The following is a 6631-nucleotide window of genomic DNA, read 5'->3' as shown; positions in this document are numbered from 1 at the left end:
GACGAGCACGTGCACCGTGTCGTCCGTCGCGGCCAGCGTGCGTTCGACGATGGGCCGGACGTTCTCGGCTTCGTCGTAGGTCGGGATGATGACCAGGGTCTCGCTCATGGTGCTCCTCGTGCTCCACCCGAATGTACCGAACGGCGGCTGCGGTCCTCCGAAGAGCGCGCTGCGAACCTGATCAGCGAGACCGGTCCTCGTCTGGGTGACGGCGGGGTGCACCCGCACCGGGACGGACGGGAGGCCCGGTGCCAGCTGGCACCGGGCCTCCCGTCCGCCGGTCGGTCGCGTCTACGCGGGGCGCGACGACGGGGACACGTTCTTGGACGCGTCGCGCTCCGGGATGTCGCCGAGTGCCTCGTCGATCGCCGCGAGGGCGTCCGCGTCGAGCTTGACGCCGGCGGCCTTGACGTTGTCGGTGACCTGCTGCGGACGCGAGGCGCCGACGATCGCCGAGGCGACGTTCTCGTTCTGCAGGGTCCACGCAATCGCGAGCTGCGCGAGCGTGAGGCCGGCCTGGTCCGCGACGGGCTGCAGGCGCTGCACGGCTTCGAGGACCTCGTCGCGCATGAACCGCTTGATCATGTCGGCGCCGCCCTTCTCGTCCGTGGCACGCGAGCCCTCGGGCAGGGGCTGACCGGGCTTGTACTTGCCGGTCAGGACGCCCTGCGCGATGGGCGACCAGACGATCTGCGACAGGCCGAGCTGCTTCGAGGCCGGGACGACCTCACCCTCGATGACCCGCCACAGCATCGAGTACTGCGGCTGGTTCGAGATGAGCTGGAAGCCGAGCTCCTTGGCGAGTGCGGCGCCGGCGCGGATCTGCTCGGCGGTCCACTCGCTGACGCCGATGTAGAGCGCCTTGCCCTGACGGACGACGTCGGCGAAGGCCTGCATCGTCTCCTCGAGGGGGGTCTCGTAGTCGTAGCGGTGCGCCTGGTAGAGGTCGACGTAGTCGGTCTGCAGCCGCTCGAGCGAGCCGTCGATCGACTCCATGATGTGCTTGCGGCTGAGGCCGACGTCGTTGTGCCCCTTCGGGCCCGTCGGCCAGTAGACCTTCGTGAAGACCTCGAGGGACTGGCGCCGCTCGCCCTTGAGCGCCTCGCCGAGGACGGTCTCGGCGGCGGTGTTGGCGTACGTGTCCGCAGTGTCGAACGTGGTGATGCCGGCGTCGAGCGCTGCCCGAACGCACTGGGTGGCGACGTCGTTCTCGACCTGCGAGCCGTGCGTCAGCCAGTTGCCGTAGGTGATCTCGGAGATCTTGAGTCCGGAGTTGCCCAGGTACCTGAATTCCATGGTCCCGACGCTACTGGAGTGAGCGCGCACGTGAGGGGTCCCGCGAGTGCCTGTCGGGCGCGGGTGGGGCGGGGGTGCGGGTGCGGGTGCGGCGCGGCGGCGCGGCCGGGCGGCGCGGCCGGCCGGCGCGGCCAGGCGGCGCGGACGGGCGGTGGGATCGGCGAGCAGGATCGGCGAGCGGGCGAAATGCCCAGGTGTGCTCGACGACGCACCGGGACATCTCGCCCGCTCGCCGTGAGAGCGCTTCGGGCGATCCCTCGGGAGGCAGTTCCCGAGCGTCCAACGGCCCCGCCGACGAGCCCCGCGAACCCCGCGAGCCCCGCGAACGGGCGAAACACCGGTGTGCGACGGCGGGATGCGCCCGGTGTTTCGCCCGTTCGACGGTGTCGCCATCCCTCCACAACCGCACGAGCGCGGTCACGATCCACAATGGAGGCGCTACTCCCGTCCGCACCGTCAGCTCGCGGCCACGATGTGGAGATGACCGCCAGACGCCGGCTCCCGATGGCACTCCGTGACGCTTCCTTCCGGGTGCGGGACGCGCTGCACCGCGGGGTCTCGCGTGGTCGCCTCGACGCACGCGACCTCGTCCGACCGTTCCACGGCATCCGGTCCGCGTTCCCCCCGGAATCCGTGGACGAACGTGCTCGGGCACTCGCTCCTCGACTCCGCCCCGATCAGGTGTTCAGTCACGTCACCGCCGCAGCGGTCATCGGCGTCCCCCTCCCCCGTCGCCTCGAACGTGATCAGCGGTTGCACGTCACGACGATCGGCACCGACCAAGCGCTCCGGGTTCGTGGCACGGTCGGCCATCGAGCGCGGTACGGGTCGGTCCGGGCGACGATCGCCCGAGGTGTGCCGCTCACCACACCTGCCGACACCTTCGTCGCGCTCGGCTCGATGTTGACGCTCGACGAACTCATCGTCGCCGGGGACGCGCTCGTCGGGTGGCTCGGCTGGGCAACGCTCGACGAACTCGCTCTGGCTGTCCGTCGGCGACGTGGCATCCGCGGGATCGTGAAGCTCCGCCTCGCGATCGAAGAGATCCGGCAGGGTTCTCGGTCGCCGGGAGAGACCAGGACACGACTGGCGCTGCTCCGCCGCGGACTCCCGGAACCCGCGCTCAACCACGATGTCGTCGTCGACGGGGAGTGGATCGCGTGCGTGGATCTCGCGTACCCCGAGGCCAGGGTGGCGATCGAGTACGAGAGCGATCTGCACCGCACCGATCCAGCCAGCTTCCGCAAGGACCTCACGCGCGGTGAGCACCTCAAGGACGTCGATTGGTGGCTCGTCAGGGTGACGGCGGACGACCTTGCGCACGGAGTCGAGCGCTTCGTCAACCGCATCCGTCGGCTACTCGACGTCGGTGCCCGAGGAGCCCACGACACGCGGTTTGCGACACTTGGGTGAACAATGGTTGACGCTTCAACCAAAACGGTGCACACTGTCGTAGTATCAACTCGATGCAGGCGCATGGAACGCGTCGCACCGCAGACTCTCGTTCGGAAGAAGGACCACCATGACGCTCACCGCTGACACCGTTCCCGGCTACCAGACCGGCACCTGGAAGATCGACCCGACCCACTCGGAGGTCACCTTCTCGGTCCGCCACCTCGCCATCAGCAAGGTCAAGGGCAAGTTCGAGACGTTCGACGCCACCGTCGTCACCGCCGAGAACCCGCTCGAGTCGACCGTCGAGGCCAGCATCGACGTCGCGTCGATCAACACCGGTCAGGAGCAGCGCGACCAGCACCTCAAGACGAGCGACTTCTTCCTCACCGAGGAGCACCCGAAGCTCACCTTCCGTTCCACGAGCATCGAGGCGAAGGGCGACGACCTGCACATCTCGGGCGACCTGACCCTGCGTGGCGTCACCAAGCCCGTCGTCCTCAAGGCTGAGCTCGGCGGATTCACCACCGACGGTTACGGACAGGTCAAGTTCGGCGCCGAGGCGACCACCAAGATCGACCGCACCGAGTTCGGTGTGAACTGGAACGCGGCGCTCGAGGCCGGTGGATTCACGCTCGGCAACGACGTCACGATCAACCTCGACGTCCAGTTCGTCCTCCAGGCGGCCTGAGCCTCCTCGTACTCGTCGCCCCACTGAGGGCACCGAACGGCACCACCCGAACCCGAGACGAACGCCCCGACTCCCGACGGAGTCGGGGCGTTCGTCGTTCCCGCGCTTCTTTGCCGACCACGAGCGGGCGAAATGCCCGGACCATCGCCCTCATGAGCCTGACATTTCGCCCGCTCGTCGGCCTGTGCACCCATGCCACGCCGCGCCACCAACGAGCGGGCGAAACACCCTGCCGATCCCCGTGGCGCTCCTGACATTTCGCCCGCTCGCGGGACCGCGAGCGGGAGCGGGACGAGAGGGAGCGGGACCGGCGGGGGCACGCGCCGCGGCCGCGAGCCCGCGTACCCTGGGGCGCGCATGGGCCGCCGGGGAATCCGCACGCCGAACCCCGAGTTGCACGAAAGGCACCACGAGCACCACGAGCGCCACCATCACCCGCACCGCCCGCACCGCCCGCACGACGAACAGGAGCACCACCATGGCCACCGACTGGATCGCGATGCAGGCCCTCGCGGCAGCCGAGTTCGGCCGCCGCGTCGCCGCCGTCACCGACTGGGACGCCCCCACCCCCGACTCCGAGTGGTCCACCCGCGACCTCGTCGCCCACGTCGTCGACGAGCAACGGTGGATCCCGAAGCTCCTGACCGGGTGCGACTACGCCCAGGCGCAGGCCGACCTCGAACCCATCGGCGATGACCTGGTCGCCGAGTGGCACCGGTTCGCCACCGCAGCCACCGACGCCTGGCGGAACGCCCCGCAGGACACCCCCGTGCACCTCAGCACCGACGTCGTGCCCGCCGCGCAGTACCTGACCGAGCAGACGAGCGACATCACGATCCACACGTGGGACCTCGCCCGGGCGACCGGCACCGAGGAGTCCCTGCCCGACGAGCTCGTCCGTGCCGTGTGGGAGTACTTCGAGCCGCAGATCGAAGACCTGGCGGCGACTGGCCTCTACGCGCCCCCGGTCGACGTCACCGAGGACACCCCGCTGCAGGTCCGCCTGCTGGCCGTCACAGGCCGCGATGCCAGAGTGTCGGCATGACCACCGACACGAGCGGCACCACCACGGAGACGAGCAGCATGACCACCGACACGAAGCGCCTCGGCAACTCGGGGCTCGAGATCAGCAGCGTCGTCCTCGGCATGATGTCGTACGGCGACCCGGACCGGGGCTCGCACGCCTGGAGCGTCGGCATCGACGAGGCCCGCCCGTTCGTCCGTCGCGCGTTCGAGGCCGGCATCACGACCTTCGACACCGCGAACGTGTACTCGGACGGCAGCAGCGAGGAGATCACCGGCACGCTCCTGGCCGAGCTGGCTCCGCGCGAGGACGTCCAGGTCTTCACAAAGGTCTTCAACCGCATGCGCCCTGGTCGGAACGGCGCCGGACTGTCCCGCGCGGCGATCATGCACGAGATCGACGCGTCCCTGACCCGCCTGGGTACGGACTACGTCGACCTGTACCAGATCCACCGCTTCGACCCGGTGACGCCGGTCGAGGAGACGATGGAGGCCCTGCACGACGTCGTCAAGGCGGGGAAGGCGCGCTACATCGGCGCGAGCAGCATGTGGGCGTGGCAGTTCGCCGAGATGCAGCACACCGCCGAACGCCACGGATGGACGAAGTTCGTCAGCATGCAGGACCAGTACAACCTGCTCGAGCGCGAGGAAGAGCGCGAGATGCTCCCCTTCTGCGAGCACACCGGCGTCGGCGTGATCCCGTGGAGCCCCCTGGCCCGCGGCCGCGTCACGCGCCCATGGGACGCCTCCGGGTCGGGTTCGCGCGCGCAGACCGACGAGTTCGGCAAGACCCTCTACAAGCAGGACGAGGACGCCAACCGCGCGATCGTCGACACGGTCGAGGCCGTCGCCGCCGAGCGCGGCGTCCCGATGGCGCAGGTCGCCCTGGCCTGGGTCGCCGGCAAGCCCGCGGTCTCCGCGCCGATCGTCGGCGCGACGAAGGAGCACCACATCGACGACGCGGTGGCCGCAGCGTCGCTGACGCTCACCGACGACGAGGTCACGCGACTCGAGTCCGCGTACACGCCCCGGGTGCCGTCGGGTTTCTGACGCACCACCAGACGGACGGGAGGCGCGGATCGGCTTGGCCCCGTTCCTCCCGTCCGTCCGTCGTCACCCCACGGCCCGCGACACGCCGTCGTGTCGGTACCACGCCTGCGTCCTCGCGCAACGCCGCCGGACAGGGCGGCGTCTCGACAAGACGACGGCGTCCTGCGCGGGCGATCCCTGGAAGCGGCTACGCGCCGCGCTCGAGTCGTGCGATGCGCACGAGCGCTGCGCGCTCCGTGCCGGTCTGGTTGCCGAGCACGCCTCCGATGCCGTCGAGCACCAGGCCGGCCGTGCGGCTGACGGGCAGCTCGACAGGACCGATCATCGGGGCCCGCAGGCCGAGCATCGAGCGGTGGCGGGGGTCCAGCGTCGACACGGCGCCCTGGAACAGGGCCTGGTAGCCGGGCCGAAGCATCAGCGCGAGCGGTGGGTTCCGGATGAACTTGACGACGTCACGGGTGCGGGCCGTCACCGCCAGTTCGCGACGGTCGAGGTACCCGTTCATCTGGGCACGGAGCTCCGCCTCGGATTCCGGCGGGTCCTCGACGCGCATGAGCCGGCCGGCGGTCGCCCACTCGCGCACGTAGGCGTCGGCTCCTCCCGGGATCGGATCGCCCCACCGCTGCGCGGCGCGGAGGAACGCGTCCGTGAAGGCCAGGTGGACCCAGCGCGCCATGAGCGGGTCGTTGGCGGAGTAGTCCCGCGTGGTGCCGTGTCCGTCGACGTACTCGCCGCGGACCCGCTCGTGCAGGCGCAGCACCCACTCGCTGGCCCCGCGGGCGGTGGCGGTGTCACCGTGCGAGACGGTGAAGATCCAGCGGATGGTGCCGGCGAGGCGGCCGAACGGGTCCTCGCGGTAGCGGGAGTGGTCGGCCACGCCGGCGAGGACCCCGGGGTGGAGGGCCTGGACGAGCAGCGCCCGGACCCCGGCGACGATCGTCTGCTTGCCACCGTGCACGGACCACGTCGCGGAGCCCGGGCCGAAGAACCCGGCGTCGGTGCCCTGCTCGAGCTCGTCGATCCACTCCGGCTTGCTCGTCGCGCCCCCGGTGAACGTGTCGTTGAGGCGAGACCGGAGGGCGTCGGAGACGGAGGGCATGGCGTCATCGTCCGTCCGGCCCCTGGGAACGCACTCGGCTTCGCGCGGGCCGACCGTTCCCAGGGTGCACGGGGGTCGCC

The 6631-nt window shown here is 70.3% G+C and carries 6 protein-coding genes; 4 read left to right on the top strand and 2 right to left on the bottom strand.

Annotated features, from left to right (window positions below):
• Positions 1-291: 291 nt before the first annotated feature.
• The gene (locus ASF75_RS16340; protein WP_056073081.1) at positions 292-1296 is read right to left on the bottom strand and encodes an aldo/keto reductase family protein; all 1005 of its coding nucleotides are present in this window, start codon (positions 1294-1296) and stop codon (positions 292-294) included.
• A 480-nt stretch (positions 1297-1776) separates the two neighbouring features.
• Here ASF75_RS16340 and ASF75_RS16335 point away from each other — a divergent pair, with 480 nt between their 5' ends.
• The 4 genes from ASF75_RS16335 to ASF75_RS16320 all read left to right on the top strand — a co-directional run bounded on the left by ASF75_RS16335 (position 1777) and on the right by ASF75_RS16320 (position 5452).
• Complete coding sequence (locus ASF75_RS16335; RefSeq protein WP_156463923.1) at positions 1777-2709, top strand: hypothetical protein; 933 nt, start codon at positions 1777-1779, stop codon at positions 2707-2709.
• Between the two features lie 109 nt (positions 2710-2818).
• Entirely contained in the window at positions 2819-3379 is a 561-nt protein-coding gene (locus ASF75_RS16330; protein ID WP_056073074.1) for a YceI family protein, read from the top strand.
• 478 nt (positions 3380-3857) lie between these two features.
• Complete coding sequence (locus tag ASF75_RS16325) at positions 3858-4424, top strand: TIGR03086 family metal-binding protein (protein WP_056073071.1); 567 nt, start codon at positions 3858-3860, stop codon at positions 4422-4424.
• Complete coding sequence (locus tag ASF75_RS16320) at positions 4421-5452, top strand: aldo/keto reductase (protein ID WP_082509801.1); 1032 nt, start codon at positions 4421-4423, stop codon at positions 5450-5452. The genes ASF75_RS16325 and ASF75_RS16320 overlap by 4 nt, the downstream gene beginning before the upstream one ends.
• Positions 5453-5639: 187 nt before the next feature.
• Here the strand turns inward: ASF75_RS16320 and ASF75_RS16315 are convergent, their stop codons facing one another.
• Positions 5640-6551 carry an oxygenase MpaB family protein gene (locus ASF75_RS16315; RefSeq protein ID WP_056073068.1) on the bottom strand — a complete coding sequence of 304 codons (912 nt, stop codon included), beginning with the start codon at positions 6549-6551 and terminating at the stop codon, positions 5640-5642.
• Positions 6552-6631 lie beyond the last annotated feature (80 nt).

Source organism: Curtobacterium sp. Leaf154 (assembly GCF_001424595.1).
Lineage (GTDB): Bacteria > Actinomycetota > Actinomycetes > Actinomycetales > Microbacteriaceae > Curtobacterium > Curtobacterium poinsettiae.
The sequence above is the reverse complement of the archived record's forward strand: the minus strand, read 5'-3'. Positions and strand labels throughout refer to the sequence as shown.

Coding starts and splice junctions, on each gene's coding strand:
- ASF75_RS16340 (WP_056073081.1), bottom strand. CDS start 1,296: ATGGAATTCAGGTACCTGGGCAACTCCGGACTCAAGATCTCCGAGATC.
- ASF75_RS16335 (WP_156463923.1), top strand. CDS start 1,777: ATGACCGCCAGACGCCGGCTCCCGATGGCACTCCGTGACGCTTCCTTC.
- ASF75_RS16330 (WP_056073074.1), top strand. CDS start 2,819: ATGACGCTCACCGCTGACACCGTTCCCGGCTACCAGACCGGCACCTGG.
- ASF75_RS16325 (WP_056073071.1), top strand. CDS start 3,858: ATGGCCACCGACTGGATCGCGATGCAGGCCCTCGCGGCAGCCGAGTTC.
- ASF75_RS16320 (WP_082509801.1), top strand. CDS start 4,421: ATGACCACCGACACGAGCGGCACCACCACGGAGACGAGCAGCATGACC.
- ASF75_RS16315 (WP_056073068.1), bottom strand. CDS start 6,551: ATGCCCTCCGTCTCCGACGCCCTCCGGTCTCGCCTCAACGACACGTTC.